Origin of the sequence: Limnohabitans rimovensis (SeqCode) (genome assembly GCF_965234775.1) — a bacterium.
In the GTDB taxonomy this organism is placed as follows: Bacteria; Pseudomonadota; Gammaproteobacteria; order Burkholderiales; family Burkholderiaceae_C; genus Limnohabitans; species Limnohabitans rimovensis.
Window position 1 is genome coordinate 294,369 of record NZ_OZ248562.1, and the last position, 21,542, is coordinate 315,910.

The 21,542-nt window shown below is 61.0% G+C and carries 23 protein-coding genes; 10 read left to right on the plus strand and 13 right to left on the minus strand.

Features of this window, described 5'->3' with window-relative positions; genetic code table 11:
- Positions 1–10 precede the first annotated feature (10 nt).
- Positions 11–1,555 carry a malonate--CoA ligase gene (locus AC8GFZ_RS01460; protein WP_506641626.1) on the plus strand — a complete coding sequence of 515 codons (1,545 nt, stop codon included), beginning with the start codon at positions 11–13 and terminating at the stop codon, positions 1,553–1,555.
- A 112-nt stretch (positions 1,556–1,667) separates the two neighbouring features.
- On the opposite strand, the gene AC8GFZ_RS01465 is transcribed toward AC8GFZ_RS01460, so the two are convergent.
- The gene (locus AC8GFZ_RS01465; protein ID WP_506641628.1) at positions 1,668–2,576 is read right to left on the minus strand and encodes an AEC family transporter; all 909 of its coding nucleotides are present in this window, start codon (positions 2,574–2,576) and stop codon (positions 1,668–1,670) included.
- Positions 2,577–2,671: 95 nt separating this feature from the next.
- On the opposite strand from AC8GFZ_RS01465, the gene AC8GFZ_RS01470 reads away from it, so the two are divergent.
- Both AC8GFZ_RS01470 and xerD read left to right on the plus strand, forming a co-directional pair.
- Positions 2,672–3,643 (plus strand): tripartite tricarboxylate transporter substrate binding protein BugE, encoded by a 972-nt coding sequence (locus AC8GFZ_RS01470; RefSeq protein WP_506641630.1) that lies wholly within the window; start codon positions 2,672–2,674, stop codon positions 3,641–3,643.
- Positions 3,640–4,548, plus strand: a complete 909-nt coding sequence (gene xerD / locus AC8GFZ_RS01475; RefSeq protein WP_506641632.1) for a site-specific tyrosine recombinase XerD — start codon at positions 3,640–3,642, stop codon at positions 4,546–4,548. Before AC8GFZ_RS01470 ends, xerD begins: the two co-directional genes overlap by 4 nt.
- Positions 4,549–4,561: 13 nt before the next feature.
- Here the strand turns inward: xerD and AC8GFZ_RS01480 are convergent, their stop codons facing one another.
- The gene (locus AC8GFZ_RS01480) at positions 4,562–5,368 is read right to left on the minus strand and encodes a ferritin-like domain-containing protein (protein ID WP_506641634.1); all 807 of its coding nucleotides are present in this window, start codon (positions 5,366–5,368) and stop codon (positions 4,562–4,564) included.
- 44 nt (positions 5,369–5,412) lie between these two features.
- Here AC8GFZ_RS01480 and AC8GFZ_RS01485 point away from each other — a divergent pair, with 44 nt between their 5' ends.
- The gene (locus AC8GFZ_RS01485; protein WP_506641636.1) at positions 5,413–5,937 is read left to right on the plus strand and encodes a gamma carbonic anhydrase family protein; all 525 of its coding nucleotides are present in this window, start codon (positions 5,413–5,415) and stop codon (positions 5,935–5,937) included.
- Positions 5,937–6,920: an Hsp33 family molecular chaperone HslO gene (hslO, locus tag AC8GFZ_RS01490; RefSeq protein ID WP_506641638.1), complete on the plus strand. Its 984-nt coding sequence runs from the start codon at positions 5,937–5,939 to the stop codon at positions 6,918–6,920. Before AC8GFZ_RS01485 ends, hslO begins: the two co-directional genes overlap by 1 nt.
- A 10-nt stretch (positions 6,921–6,930) precedes the next feature.
- Here the strand turns inward: hslO and AC8GFZ_RS01495 are convergent, their stop codons facing one another.
- The 5 genes from AC8GFZ_RS01495 to pyrG form a co-directional block, all read right to left on the minus strand.
- Positions 6,931–7,365, minus strand: a complete 435-nt coding sequence (locus AC8GFZ_RS01495; protein ID WP_506641640.1) for a hypothetical protein — start codon at positions 7,363–7,365, stop codon at positions 6,931–6,933.
- 16 nt (positions 7,366–7,381) lie between these two features.
- Positions 7,382–7,654, minus strand: coding sequence for a septum formation initiator family protein (locus tag AC8GFZ_RS01500; protein ID WP_506641642.1), 273 nt, complete (start codon positions 7,652–7,654; stop codon positions 7,382–7,384).
- A gap of 14 nt (positions 7,655–7,668) precedes the next feature.
- On the minus strand, positions 7,669–8,952 hold the full coding sequence (gene eno, locus AC8GFZ_RS01505) for a phosphopyruvate hydratase (protein WP_506641644.1): 1,284 nt from the start codon (positions 8,950–8,952) through the stop codon (positions 7,669–7,671).
- Positions 8,953–8,985: 33 nt separating this feature from the next.
- Positions 8,986–9,843, minus strand: a complete 858-nt coding sequence (kdsA, locus tag AC8GFZ_RS01510; RefSeq protein ID WP_506641646.1) for a 3-deoxy-8-phosphooctulonate synthase — start codon at positions 9,841–9,843, stop codon at positions 8,986–8,988.
- Positions 9,844–9,929: 86 nt separating this feature from the next.
- Positions 9,930–11,597 (minus strand): CTP synthase, encoded by a 1,668-nt coding sequence (pyrG, locus tag AC8GFZ_RS01515; protein WP_506641648.1) that lies wholly within the window; start codon positions 11,595–11,597, stop codon positions 9,930–9,932.
- 75 nt (positions 11,598–11,672) lie between these two features.
- Here pyrG and coaBC point away from each other — a divergent pair, with 75 nt between their 5' ends.
- Complete coding sequence (gene coaBC, locus AC8GFZ_RS01520; RefSeq protein WP_506641651.1) at positions 11,673–12,896, plus strand: bifunctional phosphopantothenoylcysteine decarboxylase/phosphopantothenate--cysteine ligase CoaBC; 1,224 nt, start codon at positions 11,673–11,675, stop codon at positions 12,894–12,896.
- Positions 12,893–13,342: a dUTP diphosphatase gene (dut, locus tag AC8GFZ_RS01525; RefSeq protein WP_506641653.1), complete on the plus strand. Its 450-nt coding sequence runs from the start codon at positions 12,893–12,895 to the stop codon at positions 13,340–13,342. Before coaBC ends, dut begins: the two co-directional genes overlap by 4 nt.
- Positions 13,343–13,344: 2 nt before the next feature.
- Here the strand turns inward: dut and AC8GFZ_RS01530 are convergent, their stop codons facing one another.
- Complete coding sequence (locus tag AC8GFZ_RS01530; RefSeq protein ID WP_506641655.1) at positions 13,345–13,869, minus strand: FKBP-type peptidyl-prolyl cis-trans isomerase; 525 nt, start codon at positions 13,867–13,869, stop codon at positions 13,345–13,347.
- A gap of 43 nt (positions 13,870–13,912) precedes the next feature.
- Between AC8GFZ_RS01530 and AC8GFZ_RS01535 the strand changes: the two genes are divergently transcribed.
- Positions 13,913–15,031 carry a JmjC domain-containing protein gene (locus AC8GFZ_RS01535; protein WP_506641657.1) on the plus strand — a complete coding sequence of 373 codons (1,119 nt, stop codon included), beginning with the start codon at positions 13,913–13,915 and terminating at the stop codon, positions 15,029–15,031.
- A gap of 188 nt (positions 15,032–15,219) precedes the next feature.
- Entirely contained in the window at positions 15,220–15,423 is a 204-nt protein-coding gene (locus AC8GFZ_RS01540) for a hypothetical protein (RefSeq protein ID WP_506641659.1), read from the plus strand.
- Between the two features lie 81 nt (positions 15,424–15,504).
- Here the strand turns inward: AC8GFZ_RS01540 and bamC are convergent, their stop codons facing one another.
- Genes bamC through AC8GFZ_RS01565 form a run of 5 tightly spaced genes read right to left on the minus strand, consistent with a single transcriptional unit; the run spans position 15,505 to position 19,497 of the window.
- Positions 15,505–16,617: an NlpB/DapX family lipoprotein gene (bamC, locus tag AC8GFZ_RS01545; protein WP_506641661.1), complete on the minus strand. Its 1,113-nt coding sequence runs from the start codon at positions 16,615–16,617 to the stop codon at positions 15,505–15,507.
- A gap of 11 nt (positions 16,618–16,628) precedes the next feature.
- A complete protein-coding gene (gene dapA / locus AC8GFZ_RS01550; protein ID WP_506641663.1) occupies positions 16,629–17,513 on the minus strand; it encodes a 4-hydroxy-tetrahydrodipicolinate synthase in 885 nt (294 codons plus the stop codon).
- Positions 17,514–17,540: 27 nt separating this feature from the next.
- On the minus strand, positions 17,541–18,137 hold the full coding sequence (locus AC8GFZ_RS01555) for a class I SAM-dependent methyltransferase (protein ID WP_506641665.1): 597 nt from the start codon (positions 18,135–18,137) through the stop codon (positions 17,541–17,543).
- Between the two features lie 11 nt (positions 18,138–18,148).
- The gene (locus AC8GFZ_RS01560) at positions 18,149–18,277 is read right to left on the minus strand and encodes a hypothetical protein (protein WP_506641667.1); all 129 of its coding nucleotides are present in this window, start codon (positions 18,275–18,277) and stop codon (positions 18,149–18,151) included.
- Positions 18,274–19,497, minus strand: a complete 1,224-nt coding sequence (locus tag AC8GFZ_RS01565; protein WP_506641669.1) for an MFS transporter — start codon at positions 19,495–19,497, stop codon at positions 18,274–18,276. Before AC8GFZ_RS01565 ends, AC8GFZ_RS01560 begins: the two co-directional genes overlap by 4 nt.
- A 73-nt stretch (positions 19,498–19,570) precedes the next feature.
- Here AC8GFZ_RS01565 and AC8GFZ_RS01570 point away from each other — a divergent pair, with 73 nt between their 5' ends.
- Complete coding sequence (locus tag AC8GFZ_RS01570; protein WP_506641671.1) at positions 19,571–21,538, plus strand: DNA topoisomerase IV subunit B; 1,968 nt, start codon at positions 19,571–19,573, stop codon at positions 21,536–21,538.
- The last annotated feature ends 4 nt before the right edge of the window (positions 21,539–21,542 follow it).

Here is a 21,542-nt window from a genome sequence, read left to right on the forward strand (position 1 = left end):
GTGATCGACCATGAACCACAATTTATTTGTCGCCTTGCGCGCCGCGTTTCCCCATGATTTAACCGCCACGGCGGTGGAGACCGACAACGGCCTGCACTACAGCTGGCAAGACCTGGAGCGGGCCAGCGCCATGCTGGCCAATTTGCTCACCGATTTGGATTTGCCCCCGCGCTCGCGGGTGGCGGTGCAGGTGGAAAAGTCGGTCGAGGCCATGTTGTTGTATTTGGCCACCTTGCGCGCAGGCCATGTGTTTTTGCCGCTCAACACCGCGTACCAAAGCGCCGAGGTGGCTTACTTTGTGGGCAATGCCGAACCCGCTGTGGTGGTGTGCACCGGTAAAAACTTTGGTTGGGTCAGCAAAATTGCGTTTCAAGCCGGCACGCGCCATGTGTTCACCTTGAACGACGACCGCACCGGCAGCTTGCTCGAGCGCGCCGCGCACCACAGCGACCAACACACGCCTGCCCATTGTGGGCCTGACGATTTGGCCGCCATCCTCTACACCAGCGGCACCACCGGGCGCAGCAAAGGGGCCATGCTGACCCACGACAACCTGTACAGCAATGCCCGCATGTTGAAGGACTATTGGGGTTGGGTGCCGGGGGATGTGCTGATCCATGCCTTGCCCATCTTCCATGTGCATGGCCTGTTTGTGGCTTTGCACGGGGCGCTGCTGAATGGCAGCCCCATGCTGTGGCATGCCAAGTTTGACCCCAAGCGGGTGATCGCCGACATGGCCCGCGCCAGCGTGTTCATGGGCGTGCCCACCTTGTATGTGCGCATGCTGGCCGAGCCCACGCTGACGCGCGCGGCGGTGGCGCGCATGCGCTTGTTCATTGCCGGTTCGGCCCCGTTGCTGATCGAGACCTTCAAAGACTGGCAAACCCGCACCGGCCACACGATTTTGGAGCGCTACGGCATGAGCGAGACGGCCATGCTGACCTCCAACCCCTATGCCGCCGATGCGCGTTATGGCGGGCAAAGCGAGCGCCGGGGCGCGACGGTGGGCTTTCCCCTGCCAGGGGTGAGCTTGCGGGTGCAAGACGATGCCGGCCACACCCTGGGCGTGGACGAGGTGGGGGGCATTCAGGTCAAGGGGCCCAATGTGTTCAAGGCCTATTGGCGCATGCCCGAGAAAACCGCCGAAGAGTTCACCGCCGATGGGTTTTTCAAAACCGGTGACGTGGGCGCGGTGGACGCGCGCGGTTATGTTCGCATCGTGGGGCGCAGCAAAGACCTGATCATCAGCGGCGGCTACAACGTCTACCCGGCCGAGGTGGAAAGTTTCATCAACGAGATGCCCGGCGTGGCCGAAAGCGCTTTGGTGGGCGTGCCCCACCCCGACTTTGGCGAGGTGGGCGTGGCGGTGGTGATCGCCAAGCCCGGTGCCCACGTGGCCCCAGAAACGGTGGTGGCCGCCCTCAAGGCCAGCCTGGCCAACTTCAAGGTGCCCAAGCAGTGCTTTGTGGTCGCCGAGTTGCCGCGCAACACCATGGGCAAGGTGCAAAAAAACCTGCTGCGCGAGCAGTACAAAACGCTGTTCGTGACCGCGTAAAAAGATGTCAGTGGTGGGGGCGCAAGAGCGCTGATGGGCATCTGGCCGCTGAGCGACTTGGTTGGTTCTTTGCGCCGTGCTGCCGCCCCGTGTCACGGTTCGGCCAAGTTGATCACTGCGCGCCGGCCAGGCCAAGGGCAAACGGCAAGCTGGCCATGCCCAGCAGCGTGGACAGGGTGACCAAACCGGCGACAAAGGGTCCGTTGTGGCCCATGCGCGCGGCCAGCACATAAGCGCTCGAGGCGGTGGGCAGGCCGGAGAAAGCCATCAGCACCAAGGCCTGGGTGTTGTCCAGCGCGGCCAGGCGCACGATGCCCCAAGCCGCCACGGGCATGAGCAGGTGTTTGATCAGCAGCACGCCAGCGCTCAAGCGCGGTGCCAAGCCCAGTTGACTCAACTGCAAGCCCGCCCCGGCGGCCATCAGGCCCAAAGCGATGGAGGCCGAGCCGATGCGTGACGTGGTGGGCAGCAGCCAGTCGGGCAAAGTACCCCCCATCAGGTTGAACGCCAAGGCGCTCACGGTGGCCACCACCAAGGGGTTGCGCAGCAACTCTTTGGCAAACTGCCGCCCACCGCCACCGACCATCGGCCACACCGCAGCGATGTTCAAAATGGGCACGCACACCCCAATCAGCACCGCGATCCATTGCAGCCCTTGGGCACCGGCCAAGCGCTCGGCCAGGGCCAGGCCAATGAAGGAGTTGAAGCGAAACGCCACTTGGGCGCTGCCCGCGTGCAAGCGCCGATCGGCCTCACCCATGCCCGGCAGGCGCGCCAGGCCGTAGGACAGGCCCACGCCGACCACGCACAGGGCCACGCCAGCGGCCATCAGGCCCGAGGTGGCCGCCACATCCAGTGGGGTACGCACCATCGAATGGAACAACAACACAGGGAAAAGAAAGTAATACACCAAGCGCTCCACCGGCTCCCACACGCTGCGGTTCAAGGCGGTGTAGCGGCACACCCAGTACCCGCACAAGATGAGTGCAAAGTCGGGCAGCAGCAGTTGGGCGGTGTTCATGGCGGGGGGTGAAATTAAGTGGATTTGCGTATGTTGTGGCGGGCACCCCCACCTAGAATGACGGCTTCCGGTAAACCATCATAGGGGACAAGATCATGATCAAGAAACGACACCTGCTGGGCGCTTGTGCACTGGCCGTGACCGCTGCTGGGGCCTGGGCCCAAGGCGCTTACCCGAGCAAGCCCATCAAACTGCAAGTGCCTTTTGCGCCGGGCGGCACCACCGACATCATTGCGCGGGTCATCGCTGAGCCTTTGGGCAAGGCCTTGGGCCAGACGGTGGTGATTGAGAACAAAGCCGGTGGCGGCGGCGTGGTCGGTGCTTTGGAGACCGCCAAGTCGGCACCCGATGGCTACAGCTTGGGCATGGCGACGGTGTCCACCACCGCAGCCAACCCGGCGATCAACCCCAAGATCCCCTACAACGCGCAGACCGATTTCACCCCCATCATCAACATTGCGGCCACGCCCAATGTGATTGCGGTGCACCCATCGTTTCCGGCGCGCGACTACAAGGCTTTTGTGGCCGAGGTCAAGCGCAACCCGGGCAAGTATTCGTATTCATCTTCGGGCACTGGCGGCATTGGCCACCTGCAAACCGAGCTGTTCAAAAGCTTGTCGCAAACCTTCATCACCCACATCCCTTACCGGGGTGCAGGCCCCGCCCTCAACGACACCGTGGCCGGCCAGGTGCCGATGATTTTTGACAACCTGCCTTCGGCCTTGCCGTTCATCAAAGACAACCGCTTGGTGCCCATCGTGGTGGCCGCGCCCCAGCGCTTGGCGGTGTTGCCCAATGTGCCGACCTTCAAAGAAGTGGGCTTGGAGCCGGTGAACCGCATGGCCTATTACGGCATTTATGGCCCCAAGGGCTTGCCCAAAGACGTGGTGGACAAAATCAACGCCGGGGTGCGCAAGGCCCTGGAAGACCCAGCGGTGCGCAAGCGCATTGAAGACACCGGCTCGCTGATCATTGCCAACACGCCCGAGCAGTTTGCCGCCCAAATGAAGGCCGAGTACGAGGTCTACAAAAAAGTGGTGGACCAGCAAAAACTCACCTTGGAATGAACCCCGCCCCGGCCACCGACTGCATTGACGCGTTTGCCGATGCACTGTGGCTGGAGTCGGGTTTGTCGGCCAACACCTTGGCCGCTTACCGCCGCGACTTGGCCTTGTTTGCTCAGTGGTTGCAACCCCAAGCGGTGGATTTGCTGAGCGTGCAAGAGGCCCATTTGCAGGCTTACTTTGCCCACCGCCACGACCAAACCCGCGCCAGCACCGCCAACCGGCGCTTGACGGTGTTCAAGCGCTTTTACCGCTGGTGCTTGCGCGAAAACCTCACCCGTGCCGACCCGACCTTGCGCATGTTGTCGGCCAAGCAGCCCTTGCGCGTGCCCAAGGGCCTGTCCGAAGCCCAGGTGGAGGCCTTGCTGTCCGCGCCCAACAGCGACACCGACCTGGGCGTGCGCGACCGCGCCATGCTCGAGTTGATGTATGCCAGCGGCCTGCGGGTGAGCGAGTTGGTGGGCCTCAAGCTGCACCACTTGGGGCTGAGCGAGGGCGTGCTCAAGGTGCTGGGCAAGGGCAACAAAGAGCGTTTGGTGCCGTTTGGCGAGGTGGCGCGCGAGTGGCTCAACCGCTACCTGGCGCAGGCCCGCGTCGGCTTGCTGCGCGGCGCCAGCACCGACGCGGTGTTTGTGACCCAGCGCGGCTCCCTGGCCGGTGGCGCGATGACGCGCACCATGTTTTGGTATGTGGTCAAGAAGTACGCTTTGCAAGCGGGCATCGATTCGCCTTTGTCGCCGCACACCTTGCGCCACGCCTTTGCCACCCATTTGCTCAACCACGGCGCTGATTTGCGGGCGGTGCAAATGCTGTTGGGCCACGCCGATATTTCCACCACCACCATCTACACCCATGTGGCGCGCGAGCGGCTGAAAAGCTTGCACGCCCAGCACCACCCCAGGGGGTGAGGTTGGCGTTGGGTTAGCGACGTGCTGTGTGCAAGGCAGAAATTTCTTGGGCGCTGAAGCCCGCTTGCAAACGCGCTGCATCGTTGAACGGGGGCTTGAGGCGGGGTGCGTCGTAAAGCGCCACCAGGGTGGGGTAGTGGGCTTCGGGGTCGAGCCCGCGCTGGGCGCACAACCAGCGGTACCAGTGGTTGCCAATCGCCACATGGCCGACTTCGTCGCGCAAGATGATGTCCAAAATGCCCACCACCGCCTGCGCTTGCGGGGTGTTGGCGCGTTGCAACTTGGCTTGGATGAGGGGCGTGGCGTCCAAGCCCCGCGCCTCCAGGGTGCGCGGCACCAAGGCCATGCGGGCCAGCACATCATCGGCGGTTTTTTCGCACATCGCCCACAGGCCGTCGTGGGCGTCAAAGTCGCCATAGGCGTGCCCATGCGCTTGCAAGTGGGTTTGCAGCAGGCCAAAGTGGGTGGCTTCTTCGTGGGCCACCCGCAACCAGTCGCGGTAATAGGTTTCGGGCATTTGCGGGTAGCGCCACACCGCGTCCAGGGCCAAGTTGATGGCATTGAACTCGATGTGGCACACCGCATGCACCATGGCCGCCATGCCTTGGGGTGTGAAGACAGATCGGGTGGGCACCGCTTTGGCCGAACGCAAGGCTGGGCGCTCGGGCCGCCCCGGCACGGTGTGTGCCTGGGGCGTGAGTGTTGTGTCGGTGTGCAGGTCTAAATGGTCGATGCGCGACCACAGGCCATGCACAGCGGCAACCTTGGCCGCAGGCTCGCGCAGGCACAAGGCGTCCAAAGCGAGTTGTCGGCATTCCATCCTTACAATTGTATGAATATCCTATCTCTGAGAAAGAGCGAACCATGGCCATTTACCAACTCGACGCCGACAGCCCCGATATCCACCCCAGCGCTTGGGTCGCTGAGGGCGCGCAGGTGATGGGCCGTGTCAAGCTGGCCGCTGACAGCAGCGTGTGGTTTGGTGCGGTGATCCGGGGCGACACCTCGGACATTTCGGTGGGCGAGGGCAGCAACATCCAAGACGGCAGTGTGTTGCACGCCGACGTCGGCATGCCTTTGACGATTGGCAAACATGTGACGGTGGGGCATCAGGTGATGCTTCATGGCTGCACCGTGGGCGATGAGTGTTTGATTGGCATTGGCGCGGTGGTGCTCAATGGCGCCAAGATTGGCAAAAACTGTTTGGTGGGCGCGCGATCGCTGGTGACCGAGGGCAAAGAGTTTCCCCCCGGCAGCTTGATCATGGGCAGCCCGGCCAAGGTGGTGCGCGAGCTCACGCCCGAGCAAATCGAAGGCTTGCGCCAATCTGCGCGGGGCTACATGGAAAACGCCAAACGCTTCAAAGCGGGTATGAAAAAAATCGGCTGATGTCAGAGCTGCACAAGTTCGTTTTTGAAGGCCTGCCGGTGCGCGGCATGGTGGTGCGCTTGACCGATGTGTGGCAAGAAATTTTGCGCCGCCGTGCCAACAACCTGCAAAGCGGCGCCTATCCAGCGCCGGTCAGGCATTTGCTGGGTGAGATGACCGCAGCGGCCGCACTGATGCAGTCCAACATCAAATTCAATGGCGCCTTGGTGCTGCAAATCATGGGCGATGGCCCGGTGAAACTGGCGGTGGTCGAGGTGCAAGCCGATTTGAGCCTGCGCGCCACCGCCACCTTGCGCGGGGACGTGCCCGAGGGTGCGGGGTTGACGCAGATGGTCAACCAAAACAACGAGGCGCGTTGCGCCATCACCCTGGACCCCAAAGACAAATTGCCCGGTCAGCAGCCCTACCAAGGGGTGGTGCCGTTGTTTGACGACCAGCGCCAACCACTGTCGCGGTTCAGCGATGTGCTGGCGCATTACATGCTGCAAAGCGAACAGCTCGACACCACCTTGGTATTGGCTGCCAATGACGAGGTGGCTGCGGGTTTGCTGATCCAGCGCCTGCCGGTGCAGGGATTGGGCAATTTGTCAGCCCATTCGCGCGCGGCCGATGAGGACGAGATTGGCCGCAACGAAGACTACGCGCGCATCGCCATCTTGGCGCAAACCTTGCAAAGCGAAGAGCTGCTCACCTTGGACGTGGACACCTTGCTGCGGCGGTTGTTTTGGCAGGAAGATGTGCGCCGCTTTGAGCCTTTGGCGCCGCGCTTTGCGTGCAGCTGCCACCGCGAGCGGGTGAGCCAAATGATTCGCAGCCTGGGGGCTGAGGAGGCCGCCAGCATCGTGGCCGAGCAAGGCCAGATTGAGGTGGGGTGTGAGTTTTGCGGCCAGCAATACCGCTACGACGCGGTGGACACGGCGCAGTTGTTTGTCGACGGCCCCAGCCCAGCAGCGCCGTCCACTAGCCCTTCCGTTTTGCACTGAAGCGCGCGGTTCAACGTTCGCGCAATTGGCTGAACAAGCGGTGCTCGCAGCCTGGGTCGGCGCAGCGCTCGCAGGCACCGCGCCATCGGGGTGCCAGTTCTTCACGGGCCAGCAGACTGGGCAAACCTTGTAAACGTTCGTCAGCGGCCCAGGCATGGGCCAGTTGTGCCATGGCCTCTGTGCCGGAGCCGTACACCACTTGGTAAGGCCATTGGCGCTGCTGGAGCCAATCGCGCCAGTGGGCCAGCGCCAAGGGCGGGCCCGCTGCCATCAGCACCACCGATGTGGGCTCCATGTCGGGCGGGAGTTGTTCAGGGTGTTGCACCGCCAGCAGTTCAGGGGCGTGGGGGGCTTGCGCCAAGATGGGCCGGAAGTGATCGGCCAGGGTTTGCAGCAGCGGCCCATCTGCGGCGGCCAACACCAGGTGCCAAACGGGGCTGCTCATGGCAGGGGCAGTCGGTTTACTTGGCGATTTGCACAAAAATTTCGTTGGGCTTGACCATGCCGATTTCTTTGCGCGCTTGTTCTTCGACCATTTCCAGGCCCTCGCGCAGGTCGCGCAACTCGCTCACCAGTTGCTCGTTGGTGCGCTGCGCCACGGCATTTTGTTTTTTCTGCACCTGCAATTGCTGACCAAGTTGCCACACCGAGGGCAAGCTGCCCCGGCCCAGCCACAACTGGCCCTGCAAGATCAGCAGCAAGCCGATCAGGATCAGGGGCAGGGGGCGGCGCATGCGGGGCTCTCGGTTCAGCGCAGGTTGTAAAAGGCTTTGCGGCCAGGGTAGGTGGCGATTTCACCCAGGTCTTCTTCGATGCGCAGCAACTGGTTGTATTTGGCCAGGCGGTCGCTGCGGCTCAAGGAGCCGGTTTTGATTTGCCCGGCATTGGTGCCCACCGCGATGTCGGCGATGGTGGTGTCTTCGGTCTCGCCCGAGCGGTGGCTGATGACGGCGGTGTAGCCCGCGCGCTTGGCCATTTCGATGGCAGCGAAGGTCTCGGTCAGGGTACCGATTTGGTTGATCTTGATCAGGATGGAGTTGGCCACGCCTTTGTCGATGCCCTCTTGCAAAATTTTGGTGTTGGTGACAAACAAGTCGTCGCCCACCAATTGCACTTTTTTACCCAAACGGTCGGTGAGGATTTTCCAGCCGTCCCAGTCGCCCTCGGACATGCCGTCTTCGATGCTGATGATGGGGTATTTGTCGACCCAGGTGGCCATCATGTCGGTCCATTGGGCCGAGGTCAGTTGCAGGCCTTCGCCGCTCAGGTGGTAGAGGCCGTCTTTGTAGAACTCGCTGGCGGCGCAGTCCAGGCCCAAGGCAATTTGTTCACCCGCTGTGTAACCGGCGTTTTCGATGGCTTGCAAAATCATTTGGATGGCTGCTTCGTGGCTGTCCACGTTGGGGGCAAAGCCGCCTTCGTCGCCCACGGCCACGCTCATGCCTTTGTCGTGCATGATTTTCTTCAGGGCATGGAACACCTCGGCGCCGTAGCGCAGGGCTTCGCGAAAGCTGGGGGCGCCGACGGGGATGATCATGAACTCTTGCAAGTCCAGGTTGTTGTTGGCATGGGCACCGCCGTTGATGACGTTCATCATCGGCACGGGCATTTGCATGCCACCCATGCCGCCAAAGTAGCGGTACAGGGGCAGGCCAGCTTCTTCGGCGGCGGCACGGGCCACGGCCATCGATACGGCCAGCATGGCATTCGCACCCAAGCGGCCTTTGTTGTCGGTGCCGTCCAGGTCGATCAGGGTTTTGTCCAAAAAGGCTTGCTCGCTCGCGTCCAGGCCCAGCACCGCTTCGGCGATGTCGGTGTTGATGTGTTCGACGGCTTTGAGCACGCCTTTGCCCAGGTAGCGTTTGGGGTCGCCGTCGCGCAGCTCGATGGCCTCGCGGCTGCCGGTGGACGCGCCCGACGGAACGGCGGCGCGTCCCATGGTGCCGGACTCCAACAAGACGTCGCATTCCACAGTGGGGTTGCCACGGCTGTCCAGCACCTCTCGACCGACGATATCCACAATTGCACTCATGTCACTCTTTCCAAAGGTTCAATTAATAAAAATTCACAAAGAAAACTGGTCTTCCAAATAGCCGTTGCGTTTGGTCACCGCGTCCAGCGCCTGCAAGTTCTCGAGCAATGCGCGCATGTGTTTCAAGGGGACGGCGTTGGGCCCGTCGCTCAGCGCTTGGGCCGGGTTGGGGTGGGTTTCCATGAACAAACCGGCCACGCCCACGGCCACCGCGGCGCGGGCTAACACTGGCACCATTTCGCGCTGACCGCCGCTGCTGGTGCCGTTGCCGCCGGGCAACTGCACCGAGTGGGTGGCGTCAAACACCACCGGGGCTTGGGTTTCGCGCATGATGGCCAGGCTGCGCATGTCGCTGACCAGGTTGTTGTAACCAAAGGACGCGCCGCGTTCGCAGGCCATGAAGCGGTCTTCGCTCAAGCCGGCAGCGCGGGCCGCGGCGCGGGCTTTGTCGATCACGTTTTTCATGTCGTGCGGGGCCAAAAACTGCCCCTTTTTGATGTTCACCGGCCTGCCCGACTGGGCCACGGCGTGGATGAAGTCGGTTTGGCGGCACAAAAAAGCGGGGGTTTGCAGCACATCGACCACGGCGGCCACCGCAGCGATGTCAGCCTCGTTGTGCACATCGGTCAGGATGGGCAGGCCGAGTTCTTTTTTCACTTTGGCCAGAATTTCCAAACCCTTTTGCATGCCCGGGCCGCGAAAGCTGGTGCCGCTGGAGCGGTTGGCTTTGTCGTAGCTGCTTTTGAAAATAAACGGGATGCCCAGGGCAGCGGTGATTTCTTTCAGGCTGCCGGCGGTGTCCATTTGCAATTGCTCGGACTCGATGACGCAGGGGCCTGCGATCAAGAAAAAGGGCCGTGTCAGGCCAACATCAAATCCGCACAACTTCATGGGGGGCTTTCAGAAATCGAGAGGGATGTCGCCGCCGCTTTGCTGCGCGGAGCAGGGGCGCGGTTGCCGCAGGGCCAAGGTTTGCATCACGCCACCGCTTTGAGGTTTTGCCGCCCACTTTTGTGGCCCAGGGCTGCACGGACGTAGGCGTTGAACAAGGGGTGGCCGTCCCACGGGGTGGATTTGAATTCGGGGTGGAACTGCACGCCCATGAACCAGGGGTGGACGCTGGCGGGCAGCTCGACGATTTCGGTGAGTTGCTCGCGCTGGGTCAGCGCCGAGATCACCAAGCCGGCCGCGCGCAGGCGATCGAGGTAGTTGACATTGGCCTCGTAGCGGTGGCGGTGCCGCTCGGTCACGACGTCGCCGTAGATTTGATGCGCCAAGGTGCCGGTTTGCACGTCTGAGCTTTGGGCCCCCAGGCGCATGGTGCCGCCCAGGTCGGACTGGGCATCGCGCTTTTTGATGCTGCCGTCGGCGTCTTTCCACTCGTTGATGAGGGCGATCACCGGGTGCGGGGTGTCGGGCTCGAACTCGGTGCTGTTGGCACCTTCGAGGTGGGCCACATGGCGGGCGTATTCAATGGTGGCCACTTGCATGCCCAGGCAAATGCCCAGGTAAGGAATGCCTTGTTCGCGGGCAAAGCGGGCGGCGCAAATTTTGCCTTCAATGCCGCGTTTGCCAAAACCGCCGGGCACCAACACCGCGTCGAACTGGCCCAGGCGCGAAGCGTTTTCGGTGTTCAGGGTTTCGGAGTCGATGTATTCGATTTTGACCCGCGCATGGTTGATCAAACCGGCGTGGCGCAGGGCCTCGTTGAGCGATTTGTAGCTGTCTGACAAATCCACATACTTGCCCACCATGGCAATGCTGACTTCGTGTTGGGGGTGCTCGACCTCGTAGACCAGAGCATCCCAGCGCTTGAGATCGGCGGGTGGGGTGTGGATGCGCAGTTTGTCGCAGATCAGGGCGTCCAAGCCTTGTTCGTGCAGCATGCGGGGCACTTTGTAGATGGTGTCCACGTCCCACATGGAGATCACGCCCCATTCGGCGACGTTGGAGAAGAGGGAGATTTTTTCGCGCTCTTCTTGCGGAATTTTGCGGTCGGCGCGGCACAGCAAGGCGTCGGCCTGGATGCCGATTTCACGCAACTTTTGCGCTGTGTGCTGGGTGGGTTTGGTTTTCAACTCGCCCGCTGCGGCGATCCATGGCACATAGGTCAGGTGCACAAAAGCCGCATTGTTGGGGCCGAGCTTGAGGCTCATTTGGCGCACGGCTTCCAAAAACGGCAGGGACTCGATGTCGCCCACGGTGCCACCAATTTCAACAATCGCCACGTCCACCGCGTCCGGCGTGCCTATGCCCGCACCCCGGCGCACGTAATCTTGGATTTCGTTGGTGATGTGCGGAATGACCTGAACGGTTTTGCCCAGGTAGTCGCCCCGGCGCTCTTTTTCAAGCACGCTTTTGTAAATTTGGCCGGTGGTGAAGTTGTTGGTGCGGCGCATTCGCGTGGTGATGAACCGCTCGTAATGGCCCAAGTCCAGATCGGTCTCGGCGCCATCATCGGTGACGAAAACTTCGCCATGCTGGAACGGGGACATGGTGCCCGGATCCACGTTGATGTAAGGATCGAGCTTGATCAAAGTGACTTTGAGGCCTCGCGACTCAAGAATCGCAGCTAAGGAGGCTGAGGCGATTCCCTTACCCAGGGAAGACACCACACCGCCGGTGACGAAGACAAATTGGGTCATGTCAGGTACGGGATGCTGAAGTCCCGGGTGGTGGTAAGCGGTGATTATATGGGGGCGCTCTGCTACATTGCGGCCATGGGCATTTTGAATGGCAAAAACATCGTGCTGGGCTTGAGCGGGGGCATTGCCTGCTACAAGGCCGCTGAGCTGTGCCGCGCCTTGGTCAAGGCCGGTGCCAGCGTGCAGGTGGTGATGACCGAGGCGGCCTCGGCCTTCATCACACCGGTCACCATGCAGGCCTTGTCGGGCCAAGCGGTATATATGTCTCAATGGGACGCCCGCCAAGACAACAACATGGCCCACATCAACCTCACCCGAGCGGCCGACGCCATCTTGGTGGCCCCAGCGAGTGCGGATTTCATGGCCAAACTGCTGCATGGGCGTGCCGACGACTTGCTCAGCCTGGCGTGTCTGGCCCGGCCCATCGAGCGCGTGCCTTTGCTGTTGGCCCCGGCCATGAACCGCGAAATGTGGGCGCACCCGGCCACCCAGCGCAATGTGGCGCAGTTGCGCGCCGATGGTTGCACCGTGCTGGGCGTGGGCCAGGGGGACCAAGCCTGTGGCGAGGTGGGCGACGGGCGCATGCTCGAAGCCGATGAATTGCTCCACAGTTTGGAAGCTTTTTTTGCGCCCAAGGTGTTGCAAGGCCGGCGGGTGCTGGTCAATGCCGGCCCCACCTATGAAGCCATTGACCCGGTGCGCGGCATAACCAACCGCTCCAGCGGCAAGATGGGCTTTGCCATTGCCCGTGCGGCGGCCGATGCCGGTGCCATGGTGACCTTGGTGGCTGGGCCCGTGGCCTTGCCCACACCCCATGGCGTGCAGCGCATCGATGTGGTCAGCGCCGAACAAATGCATGCGGCGGTGCTGGCGCAGGCGGAACAGTCCGATGTGTTTGTGGCGGCTGCGGCCATTGCCGATTGGCGGGTGGATCAGGCGGCGGGGCAAAAAATCAAAAAAGAGGCGGGGGCCGCGCCACCAGCTTTGCGTTTTTTGGAAAACCCCGACATCTTGGCCACCGTGGCTGCCAGCGCGCGTGCGCGCAGCGGTCGTTTGTTTTGTGTGGGCTTTGCGGCTGAAAGCGAAAACCTGCTGGTCCACGCCCAGGCCAAACGGGCGCGCAAAAATGTGCCTTTGCTGGTGGGCAACATTGGCCCCGACACCTTTGGCCAAGACGACAACGCTTTGCTGCTGGTGGACGAGCACGGACACCGCGAACTCCCACGTGCCAGCAAGGCCGATTTGGCACGCCAATTGATCCACGATCTGGCCACTCGCTTGGCCCCGAAAACCCCATGAAAATTGACGTGAAAATTTTGGATCCGCGCTTGGCGGATCAAATGCCTGAATACGCCACCCCGGGCAGCGCGGGCTTGGATTTGCGCGCTTGCATCGACGCACCACTGGTGCTGGCGCCCAATGCCTGGCAGTTGGTGTCCACGGGTTTGGCCATCCACTTGGCGGACCCGGCGTATGCGGCCATGATCTTGCCGCGCTCGGGTTTGGGCCACAAGCACGGCATTGTGTTGGGCAATTTGGTGGGTTTGATTGACAGCGACTACCAAGGTCCCTTGATGGTGAGTGCCTGGAACCGCAGCCCCACCGCATACACCCTGGCTCCCATGGAGCGCTTGGCCCAGCTGGTCATCGTGCCGGTGGTGCAGGCCAGTTTTCGGGTGGTGCAAGACTTTGACCAAGCCACCCAGCGCGGTGCGGGCGGCTACGGATCAACCGGCACGGCCTGATTTCATTGCAAGCTCGCGCCGCCAGGCGCTTGGGGCACGATTTTGAAAAAGCCGGTGCCGGCACTGCCGCGCCCAACCTCATCCACGCTGGCTTCGCGCACGTCGGCGATGCGAATGTCGATGTACAGAGATAAACCCGCCAGTGGGTGGTTGCCATCGAGCACCACGTGATCGGGGTACAGGTCGGTGACGGTGTAAAAAATATCGCTGGGCGCGTCCGGGTTGCAGCCCACCGGCAGGGCATGGCCTTCGATGGTCATGCCCACTTCCAACTCGGGTGGGAACAAGGCGCGTGACTCCAAAAACACCAGCGCTTCATTGAACAGGCCAAACGCATCCTCCGGCTCGAGGTGCAGTTTGAGTTTGTCGCCTGCACCCAGGCCGAGCATGGATTGTTCGATTTTGGCGAGCAAATCTTCGCCGCCCACCATGAACTCGACCGGATCGGTCAATTCGTCCAGGACTTCGCCCAAAGAGTCTTTCAAAGTCCAGGTCAGTGCGACCACGCAAGGGGATGTGATTTTCATGGGCCGAATTGTCGCAGTTTGCGCCTGCACCTATCATGGCCTCATGCAAACGCAACAACCTTTGGCCATGCTCGGCGGCCTCACAGCCAGCGAGTTCATGCAGCGGTATTGGCAAAAAAAGCCCTTGCTGGTGCGACAAGCTTTCCCCCAATTCCAGCCTTTGCTTTCACGCAAGCAATTGTTTGAACTGGCGGCCAGCCCTGAGGTGGGTTCACGCCTGGTGCAAGGCAAAGGCCGTGACTGGCAGATGCGCCACGGGCCTTTGAGCGCACGCCAGCGCCCGGCTTTTGCCCAACCCCATTGGACGCTGCTGGTGCAAGGCGTGGATTTGCATGCCCAAGCGGCGGCTGATTTTTTGCAAGCCTTTCGCTTTGTGCCCGACGCCCGCTTGGACGATTTGATGGTCAGTTGGGCCAGCGATGGCGGTGGGGTGGGGCCGCACTTTGACAGCTACGACGTGTTTTTGATGCAAGCCCAAGGACAACGGCGTTGGCGCTACGGCCCGCAAAAAGATTTGTCTTTGCAACCGGGCATGCCGCTGAAAATTTTGTCTAAATTTCAGCCGCGCTGGGACGTGGTGCTCAACCCCGGAGACATGCTTTACCTGCCGCCCCGCTATGCGCACGAAGGCACAGCGGTGGGCGAGTGCATGACCTATTCGGTGGGCTTTCGGGCCCCCGCCATGGCCGAATTGGGGCGCGATGTGTTGCAGCGTTTGTCCGAGCACTGCGAGGATGAGCTCCCCACCCGTTTGTACACCGACCCCCAGCAGGCGGCGGTGTCGCACCCGGCCCAAATGCCAGCGGATTTGCAAGCCTTTGCCCACAAGGCGGTGCAACACATGCTGGACCAGCCCCATGCCCTGCACCAGGCATTGGGCGAGGTGATGACCGAACCCAAGGCACAGGTCTGGTTTGAGCCGCGCCCTGCACCCCGGCGCATTCGGGCTTGGGTGCTGGATGCGTGCAGCCGCATGTTGTACGACGACGGACACATTTACCTCAACGGTGAGAGCTGGCGCGCCAGTGGTGCCGATGCCCGTTTGATGCGGGCCTTGGCCGATCAGCGCGGATTGGATCAGGCCCAATGGCGATCGGCCAGCCCAGCAGCCAAGGCTTTGTTGCGCGAATGGGGTGACCAAGGTTGGTGTCACCCGATCTGAGGCGGCCTTCCGATGCACCTGCTTGGGGCGCGTGTCGCCAAGCTGGCCGTCCTGACGGGATAGAACCCGGGATTTACCCTATAATCAGAGGCTGAGTTGAGGAAGCTTCTGAGTCCATCGGCTCGGCCACGCCCAGGTGTGGCGGTTCCAACAAATGAGTTTTATCTACCCCTTCAAAGGAAATCAACATGAAAAAATCAATCCTCTTGGCCGCCCTGATGGCCGCCGCTTTGGTCGCTTGTGGCAAAAAAGAAGCCCCCGCTCCTGCACCCGCACCGGCTCCCGCTGCTGCACCCGCACCGGCTGCTGACGCTTCTGCCCCCGCACCTGCTGCTGATGCAGCCGCTGCACCCGCCGCACCTGCTGCTGCACCTGCTGGCGAAAAGAAGTAATTCTTTTTTTCAGATCACAAAAAAGCCACCTTCGGGTGGCTTTTTTGTGTCTGAACAACCCGGCATCGGGCGGGTGAGGGGTTATTTGAGTTCGTCGAGCAGCAACTTGGCGATTTTTTGGCTGGCTGGGCTGGACTCGTTTTGCCCGTCGATGCTGAGCACCACGGCGCGGCTGCCGCCGCTGGCTTGGGCCGTGATGGCGATGCGGTATTTCACCGGCACCGGAACTTTTTTGGCTTTGAACATGCGGGTCAAGAAGTTGCCTTCTTTGTCGTTGGGTGTGTCCACAAAGCGCACAAAGTAGGTACCAGTGCGGCGGTCGCGGTCTTCAACGGTGAAGCCCGTGCGGTCCAGGGCCAAGCCAACGCGGCGCCAGGCGATGTCAAAACCTTCGTTCAAAAAGATGGAGGTTTGGCCGGCAATGTTCTCAGCTTTGGCCGAGGTGTTGGGTAGGTTGGCCTGTGCCACCGCTTGATCGGCTTGCTGGGCGGGGGCACCGAGCTTGAGCATCAAACGGCGCAGGAACTCGTTTTCCAAGCCCGGGTCGCTGGGCCGGGGTTGCCAGACGGTGGCGTCTTTCACCACGCTGGTGTAGACCTCGACCATGCCCCGGTGGCTGATGCGGATTTCAGTGGATTGTGCAGTCAGGGGTTCCAGTTGGGTGCGGTATTTGTCGCGCTCACCCGTGGAATACAGACCGTCCAGCACTTTGCCCAAGGTGCGGCGGATCACATCTTGCGGCAACTTGGCTCGGTTTTCGGCCCATTCGGTCTCTAAAAGACCCAAAACAGGATTTTCCTGGGTGAAGGTGAACCCGCTTTCTTTCCAGAAGTCACGCACGATGGGGTAGATCTGATCCACCGAGCGGCCGACCACCAACCAGCGGTCACTGCCCACACGCTCCAAGCGCACATCGCCCAAGGCGTTGGTCACAGCGTTGCCACGTTGTGCGTTGCGGCTGTTGTTGAAGTCATTGGCGCTGACCCCCACACCCGGTAAGGCGTAGCGGGATTCACGGCCAATTTGGCTCAGGTCAGGCGGCACATCGAGTTTGGCACCCTTGGCTTCACCTTGGGTTTTGTAATCCACTTTGGAGTCGGGGATGACACTGCCACACCCAGCCAGCACGGCGCAGAGCAGCCATGGGCTCATTCGCAAGGAAATCGAGGCAAAACGGGTCATGGGGTGTTTCATGGATGAGGGGCTCAGGCCAGCAGGCCGCTGGCGCGCAAAGCAGACTCCACCACCGCGTGGTACTGGGAGGACAAGGGGGTCAAAGGCAAGCGCATGGCAGGGCCACACAGGCCTAACTTGGCCATCGCCCATTTGAGTGGGATGGGGTTGGCTTCGACAAACAAGTGTTTGTGCAAAGGCATGAGCTTGAACTGGATGTCCATGGCGGTGCGGTGGTCGCCCGCCAAAGCCGCCACGCACAATTGGTGCATCAAGGCCGGGGCCACATTGGCCGTCACGCTGATATTGCCTTGTCCGCCGCACATCATCAGGGCCACGGCGGTGGGGTCGTCGCCCGAATAAATGGCAAAGCCCTTGGGGGCTTCGCGGATCAGCCATTGGGCGCGTTCAATGTTTCCGGTGGCCTCTTTGATGCCGACAATGCCGGGCACTTGGGCCAAACGCATCACCGTGTCGTGCTGCATATCGGCCACGGTGCGGCCCGGAACGTTGTACAGCACCAAAGGCAGATCCACCGCTTGTGCGATGGCTTGGAAATGTTGGAACAAGCCTTCTTGGGTGGGCTTGTTGTAATAGGGGACCACTTGCAACTGGCAATCGGCACCCACTTCTTTGGCGCGGCGGGCCAGTTCGATGGCCTCGGCTGTCGAGTTGGCACCGCAGCCCGCCATGATGGGGATGCGCCCTTTGGCCTGCTCAACGCAGACCCGGATGATCTCCAAGTGTTCTTGCACGCTGACCGTGGGTGACTCTCCGGTGGTGCCCACCGCCACGATGCAATCCGTGCCTTGGTCCACATGCCAATCAACCAAACGGCGAAGACCTGGGTAGTCGATGGCGCCGTCGTCGAGCATGGGGGTGGCCAAAGCCACAATGCTGCCAGTGATGCTGATCATGTCCAAGTCTCGGTCAGGGAAAGGTGCTCATTCTACCGAGAGCGGGTAACGCACCGTGTGTGTGTGGTCTGGCCCGGATTGCACCGCCACCACCCTCTGGACAAAGCGGGCTGGGGTGTCGATAAAACCATTTTCGTAAGCCACGATGTGCAAGTCTTTGCACATCTGCAGCAGCTCGCCATGGCGCAGCAAAAAATCAGGCCTTGACGGCCGACCCACGGTTTCGTTGCCCTGGGCAAAGGTTTCGTGGATCAACACCCCATCGGGCGCCAAACTGGCCAAAATTTGCGGCAGCAGTGGGCGCCACAAATAGTGGGTGATGACCACCGCATCAAACACGCGGCCCGGGAACGGCCAAGCATGGTTTTCCACGTCGGCCAAACAGGTTTCCCCCCAGGTTTGGGCTTGCCCCAAGGCCTGCGGGTCGCGGTCTACGCCCACGGGGCGAAATCCGTGCTCGGCCAAATGCCGCATGTGTCTGCCGTGGCCACATGCCAAGTCGAGGACTTCGCCGCCCGGCGCAATCAGGTGGGTCCATCGCTGTACCCAGGCATTGGGCGCATTTCCGCCATGGGGGTGGATTGGCTGCGGTGGGGCAGATGGGCCAGGGTCGGCGGGGTGCATGGTGGCCAGGGTCAGAAGCAGGACCAAGCTTGCGAGGCCAGCATCCACAAAAAATCGGGGTGTTGGTACAGCATGAATATGGGCACCAAGGCCGCTACCAACAGCAGCCCGTATCCAATTTTGTGCCGCATGGGTGTCATGCCGCACTCACCTGGGGTGTTCTGCGTTCAATCGGGTTTTCGTTGACTTGCCAGTTGAACAAGGCTGCCACCAAGCCCAAGGCGATGGAGATGTACCACACCACGTCATAACTGCCGGTGTGGTCATACAGCCAGCCGCCCAGCCAAACGCCCATGAAGCTGCCCAATTGGTGGCCAAAAAACACCGAGCCCCCGAGCATGGAAAAGTGAGAGATGCCAAAAATCTTGGCCACTGTGCCATTGGTCGGAGGCACGGTTGACAGCCACAGCAAACCCATGCAGCACGAGAAAATATAGACGCTCAAATTGCTCACGGGTACCCACAAAAAAACCGAGATCACCACCGATCGACTCAGGTAGTTGCAAGCCAGCAATTGCCGCCCTGAAAAGCGCGACCCCAACAAACCTACCGCGTATGTGCCAAACACATTGAACAAACCAATCAGGGCCAGGGCATAGCCGGCCACATCAGGGCCCAGCCCTTTGTCTTTGAGGTAACTGGGCAGGTGGACCCCAATGAAGACCACTTGAAATCCGCAGACAAAAAAGCCGGCCATCAGCCATTGAAAGCTGGGGTAGGCCAGTGCCTCGCGCAGGGCTTGCAGGATGGTTTGATCGCGCTGGGGTGCTTGACCTTGGGAGAAGGCGGGTTCACGCAGACCCAATGTCAGTGGAAGCAAGAACAAGGCGATCGTGGCCAATGCCATCAAGGCCTGTTGCCAACCCAAAGAAGAGATCAAAAAGCCTTCGATGGGCATCATCAAAAATTGACCAAAGGACCCAGCTGCAGCGGCCAAACCCATGGCATAAGAGCGTTTTTCAACGGGCGTGTTGCGACCGATGATGCCGTACACCACCACATAGGTGGTGCCTGCCTGGGCCAAACCAATGATCACACCCGCGCTCAAGACCAAGGCCAGAGGGGTGGTGGCATGCGCCATGCCCAGCAAGCCAAGGGCATACAAAAGCACGCCCACCACAATGACACGAAATGCGCCAAAGCGATCGGCCAGCATGCCCGAAAAAATGCCAGCAAAACCCCAGGTGAGGTTTTGGACTGCCATGGCCAAAGAGAAGTCTTCTCGTCCCCATGACATGGCCTGGGTCATGGGTTGAAGCCACAGGCCAAAACCGTGGCGAATGCCCATCGACAGGGTCAACAAAATGGCGCTGCAAATGAGCATTTGCCGCATATCAAGCAGGGGTTTGGTCTGGTTCATGGCCTGCACTGTAGCGAATTCTGTGTGCCTTCGTGCGCAGGGCCACAGACCTGCCTGCCTACAATCGCGCCCCATGGCAAGCAAACAACCCGAATATTCCGAAGGCTCGATCCGCGTCTTGAAAGGCTTGGAGCCGGTCAAGCAACGCCCGGGCATGTACACCCGCACCGACAACCCCTTGCACATCATCCAAGAGGTGATCGACAACGCCGCCGACGAAGCGCTGGCCGGGCACGGCAAAAAAATCACCGTGCAACTGCACAGCGACGGCTCGGTCAGCATCGAAGACGATGGCCGTGGCATTCCGTTTGGCATGCACCCCGAAGAAAAAGCGCCAGTCATTGAGCTGGTGTTCACCCGCCTGCATGCGGGTGGCAAGTTTGACAAGGGCAAGGGCGGCGCTTACAGCTTCTCGGGCGGCTTGCATGGCGTGGGCGTGAGCGTGACCAATGCCTTGGCCAAGCGCATGGAAGTCACCTCCTACCGCGAGGGGCAAGTCGCGCATTTGGTTTTCTCCGGTGGTGATGTGGTGGAAAAACTCAAGCTCCGCAAAACCGAAGCAGGCGACCGTCGCCAAGGCACGGTGGTGCGGGTGTGGCCGGATGCCAAATACTTCGAATCCGCCAACCTGCCTTTGCAAGAGTTGATTCACCTCTTACGCAGCAAAGCCGTGCTGATGCCGGGCGTGAGCGTCACCTTGGCGCAAGAAAAAGCCAAAGACAGCCAAACCTGGCTCTACAAAGGGGGCTTAAGCGACTATTTGACGCAAACCCTGAGCCACGACCCGTTCATCCCCTTGTTTGAGGGCGAGGGCTTTGCCGATGAAGGCCACGACAGCTTCGCCGAAGGCGAGGGCGCGGCCTGGTGCTTGGCCTTCACCGAAGACGGCTCGCCCGTGCGCGAGAGCTACGTCAACCTGATTCCCACCAGCGCAGGTGGCACGCATGAGAGCGGCCTGCGCGATGGCCTGTTCAACGCGGTGAAAAGCTTCATCGACTTGCACGCTTTGCTGCCCAAGGGCGTGAAGTTGCTGCCCGAAGACGTGTTTGCCCGTGCCAGCTTTATTTTGAGCGCCAAGGTGCTGGACCCGCAATTCCAAGGGCAGATCAAAGAGCGTCTCAATTCGCGCGACGCGGTGCGTTTGGTGTCGAGCTTTGTCAAACCCGCTTTGGACTTGTGGCTCAACGCGCATGTGGAGTTCGGTAAAAAACTCGCCGAGTTGGTCATTCGCGCCGCGCAGTTGCGCCAAAAGGCTGGCCAAAAAGTGGAAAAGCGCAAGGGCTCTGGCGTGGCGGTGTTGCCGGGCAAGCTGACCGATTGCGAAAGCCGCGACTTGGCGCACAACGAAATCTTTTTGGTCGAGGGCGACAGTGCTGGCGGCAGCGCCAAAATGGGCCGCGACAAAGAAAGCCAAGCTATCTTGCCCCTGCGCGGCAAGGTGCTCAACACCTGGGAGGTTGAGCGCGACCGCTTGTTTGCCAACAACGAGGTGCACGACATCGCTGTGGCGATTGGCGTTGACCCGCATGGCCCCAACGATGAACCCGACCTGAGCGGCTTGCGCTACGGCAAGGTGTGCATTTTGAGTGACGCCGATGTGGACGGCTCGCACATCCAAGTGTTGTTGCTGACGCTGTTCTTCAGGCACTTCCCCAAGCTGATCGAGACTGGCCATGTGTATGTGGCCCGCCCACCTTTGTTCAGGGTGGATGTGCCAGCGCGTGGCAAAAAACCCGCGAGCAAAGCCTATGCCTTGGACGAAGGTGAGTTGACAGCCATACTCGATAAAAGCGCCAAAGAAGGCGTGCCGCGTGAGAAATGCAGCATCTCCCGCTTCAAAGGTTTGGGCGAGATGAACGCCGAGCAGCTGTGGGACACCACCTTGAACCCCGACACACGCCGCTTGTTGCCGGTGCAATTGGGCGTGCTGGACTTTGCCCAAACCGAAGGCCTGATCACCCAGTTGATGGGCAAAGGCGAGGCCGCCGCGCGGCGTGAACTGATGGAGTTGCACGGCGACAGCATTGAAGTTGATGTGTGATGGG

Excerpts from the sequence above, each read along its gene's own strand:
- AC8GFZ_RS01495 (WP_506641640.1), bottom strand. The coding sequence starts at position 7,365 with ATGAGCAGCCCCGTTTGGCACCTGGTGTTGGCCGCCGCAGATGGGCCG.
- eno (WP_506641644.1), bottom strand. The coding sequence starts at position 8,952 with ATGAGTGCAATTGTGGATATCGTCGGTCGAGAGGTGCTGGACAGCCGT.
- kdsA (WP_506641646.1), bottom strand. The coding sequence starts at position 9,843 with ATGAAGTTGTGCGGATTTGATGTTGGCCTGACACGGCCCTTTTTCTTG.
- AC8GFZ_RS01565 (WP_506641669.1), bottom strand. The coding sequence starts at position 19,497 with ATGAACCAGACCAAACCCCTGCTTGATATGCGGCAAATGCTCATTTGC.
- AC8GFZ_RS01555 (WP_506641665.1), bottom strand. The coding sequence starts at position 18,137 with ATGCACCCCGCCGACCCTGGCCCATCTGCCCCACCGCAGCCAATCCAC.
- hslO (WP_506641638.1), top strand. The coding sequence starts at position 5,937 with ATGTCAGAGCTGCACAAGTTCGTTTTTGAAGGCCTGCCGGTGCGCGGC.
- xerD (WP_506641632.1), top strand. The coding sequence starts at position 3,640 with ATGAACCCCGCCCCGGCCACCGACTGCATTGACGCGTTTGCCGATGCA.
- AC8GFZ_RS01540 (WP_506641659.1), top strand. The coding sequence starts at position 15,220 with ATGAAAAAATCAATCCTCTTGGCCGCCCTGATGGCCGCCGCTTTGGTC.
- dapA (WP_506641663.1), bottom strand. The coding sequence starts at position 17,513 with ATGATCAGCATCACTGGCAGCATTGTGGCTTTGGCCACCCCCATGCTC.
- AC8GFZ_RS01570 (WP_506641671.1), top strand. The coding sequence starts at position 19,571 with ATGGCAAGCAAACAACCCGAATATTCCGAAGGCTCGATCCGCGTCTTG.
- AC8GFZ_RS01485 (WP_506641636.1), top strand. The coding sequence starts at position 5,413 with ATGGCCATTTACCAACTCGACGCCGACAGCCCCGATATCCACCCCAGC.
- AC8GFZ_RS01535 (WP_506641657.1), top strand. The coding sequence starts at position 13,913 with ATGCAAACGCAACAACCTTTGGCCATGCTCGGCGGCCTCACAGCCAGC.
- AC8GFZ_RS01460 (WP_506641626.1), top strand. The coding sequence starts at position 11 with ATGAACCACAATTTATTTGTCGCCTTGCGCGCCGCGTTTCCCCATGAT.
- dut (WP_506641653.1), top strand. The coding sequence starts at position 12,893 with ATGAAAATTGACGTGAAAATTTTGGATCCGCGCTTGGCGGATCAAATG.
- AC8GFZ_RS01470 (WP_506641630.1), top strand. The coding sequence starts at position 2,672 with ATGATCAAGAAACGACACCTGCTGGGCGCTTGTGCACTGGCCGTGACC.
- bamC (WP_506641661.1), bottom strand. The coding sequence starts at position 16,617 with ATGAAACACCCCATGACCCGTTTTGCCTCGATTTCCTTGCGAATGAGC.
- AC8GFZ_RS01560 (WP_506641667.1), bottom strand. The coding sequence starts at position 18,277 with ATGACACCCATGCGGCACAAAATTGGATACGGGCTGCTGTTGGTAGCG.
- AC8GFZ_RS01500 (WP_506641642.1), bottom strand. The coding sequence starts at position 7,654 with ATGCGCCGCCCCCTGCCCCTGATCCTGATCGGCTTGCTGCTGATCTTG.
- coaBC (WP_506641651.1), top strand. The coding sequence starts at position 11,673 with ATGGGCATTTTGAATGGCAAAAACATCGTGCTGGGCTTGAGCGGGGGC.
- AC8GFZ_RS01465 (WP_506641628.1), bottom strand. The coding sequence starts at position 2,576 with ATGAACACCGCCCAACTGCTGCTGCCCGACTTTGCACTCATCTTGTGC.
- pyrG (WP_506641648.1), bottom strand. The coding sequence starts at position 11,597 with ATGACCCAATTTGTCTTCGTCACCGGCGGTGTGGTGTCTTCCCTGGGT.
- AC8GFZ_RS01530 (WP_506641655.1), bottom strand. The coding sequence starts at position 13,869 with ATGAAAATCACATCCCCTTGCGTGGTCGCACTGACCTGGACTTTGAAA.
- AC8GFZ_RS01480 (WP_506641634.1), bottom strand. The coding sequence starts at position 5,368 with ATGGAATGCCGACAACTCGCTTTGGACGCCTTGTGCCTGCGCGAGCCT.